Annotated in this window: 1 protein-coding gene; it reads left to right on the top strand. The window is 68.4% G+C overall.

All coding sequences use genetic code 11. The features are described from left to right. Nucleotides 1-139 precede the first annotated feature (139 nt). Nucleotides 140-1,597 (top strand): NF041680 family putative transposase, encoded by a 1,458-nt coding sequence (locus ABT009_RS47340; RefSeq protein ID WP_351309668.1) that lies wholly within the window; start codon nucleotides 140-142, stop codon nucleotides 1,595-1,597. Nucleotides 1,598-1,605: the final 8 nt, after the last annotated feature.

Raw genomic sequence — 1,605 nt, 5'->3', positions numbered from 1 at the left:
CTTGATCTTTAACGTCCGACGTCGAATGGTGCGTCGAACTTGATCACCCGGTTCGGTAACTGCCGTACACGGAAGCGGCCTTCGTCTGAACATGTGCTCCGACCAAGGAACACACACATTCAGCACGAAGGCCGTGAGGATGAGTCTGCTTCATCACGCTGTCCGGCGAGAGCCGTTGGCGCAACTGTCATGCTTCCGGGGTGAGTTCTACGCCTGTCTGACCGCTCGTTCGGACGCGTTGTTCGAGCTGGCTGATGCTGTTCTGTGCGGCGACGGGCCGGTGAGATCACTGGCCGAGCTGTCGCTGGTGGGTGAACACCGCCGCGGCCATGGAGGGCTCTACGCGGCTGTGGCCAGTGGACGCATCGATGCCGGTCGGCTGCGGCGGGCGCTGGCCGAAGTACCACTGCCGCGGGCTGCCGACGGCCGGCTGGTCCTGGCCGTCGATGTCACCTGCTGGCTGCGGCCCGACGCCCACACCTCACCGGAACGGATCCTGTGTCACACCTACGGCCGGGGCAAGGACCAGCACATCCCGGTCCCCGGCTGGCCCTACTCGATCATCTGCGCGCTCGAGCCGGGCCGCAGCTCATGGACCGCACCCCTGGACGCCCTGCGTCTGGCGCCCGGCGACGACACCGCCACCGTCACCGCCCGGCAGCTGCGCGATCTGCTTCAGCGACTGATCGCAGCGGGGCAGTGGCAGACGGGCGACCCCGACATCCTCATCGTGGCGGACGCCGGATACGACGCCCCCCGCCTCGGCTTCCTCCTAAAAGACCTGCCGGTCAAGGTGCTGGCCAGGATGCGATCCGACCGCGTCCTACGCAGGGCTGTCCCACCGCGGCTCCCGCACACCCAGGGCCGTCCGCCCCGGCACGGCGGCGAGTTCGTCTTCGGGCAGCCTGACACCTGGGGCACCCCAAACACGGAAACCGTCACCGACACACGCCTCTACGGAACCGCCAGGGCCCGCTCCTGGGACCGGCTGCACCCCAAGCTGACCCACCGCTCTTCCTGGGCAGCCGCCGACGGCACCCTCCCGATCGTCGAAGGGACGGTGATCCGCCTGGACATCGGCCACTTGCCCAGTGGAGCAACACCGAAGCCGGTCTGGCTGTGGTGGTCAGGCACCGATGCCACTCCGGCAGACGCCGACCGTCTCTGGCAGGCCTACCTGCGGCGCTTCGACATCGAGCACACCTTCCGCCTCTTCAAGCAGACCCTCGGCTGGACCTCCCCGAAGATCCGCACCCCCGAGGCAGCCGACCGATGGACCTGGCTGATCCTCGCCGCCTACACCCAACTGCGGCTCGCCCGCCCACTCGCAGCCGACCTGCGTCGTCCCTGGGAAAGGCCCGTCCCACCGGACAGGCTCACCCCCGCCCGGGTCCGCCGCGACTTCCGGCACATCCGCCCGAAGACCGCCTGCCCGGCCCAAGCACCGAAACCCTCCCGACCCGGCCCCGGACGACCCCCAGGCCGAAAGAACACCCGGCCCACCCCACGCCACGACGTGCACACACCCCGCAAGACGCAGCCAGCGAAACAGCGAACGAAGAAGTCAACTACCCCACGGCCCCGCCGCACAGGTTAAAGATCAAG

Source organism: Streptomyces sp. NPDC002896, assembly GCF_040295225.1.
In the GTDB taxonomy this organism is placed as follows: Bacteria; Actinomycetota; Actinomycetes; order Streptomycetales; family Streptomycetaceae; genus Streptomyces.
The sequence above is the reverse complement of the archived record's forward strand: the minus strand, read 5'-3'. Positions and strand labels throughout refer to the sequence as shown.

Coding starts and splice junctions, on each gene's coding strand:
- ABT009_RS47340 (WP_351309668.1), top strand. CDS start 140: ATGAGTCTGCTTCATCACGCTGTCCGGCGAGAGCCGTTGGCGCAACTG.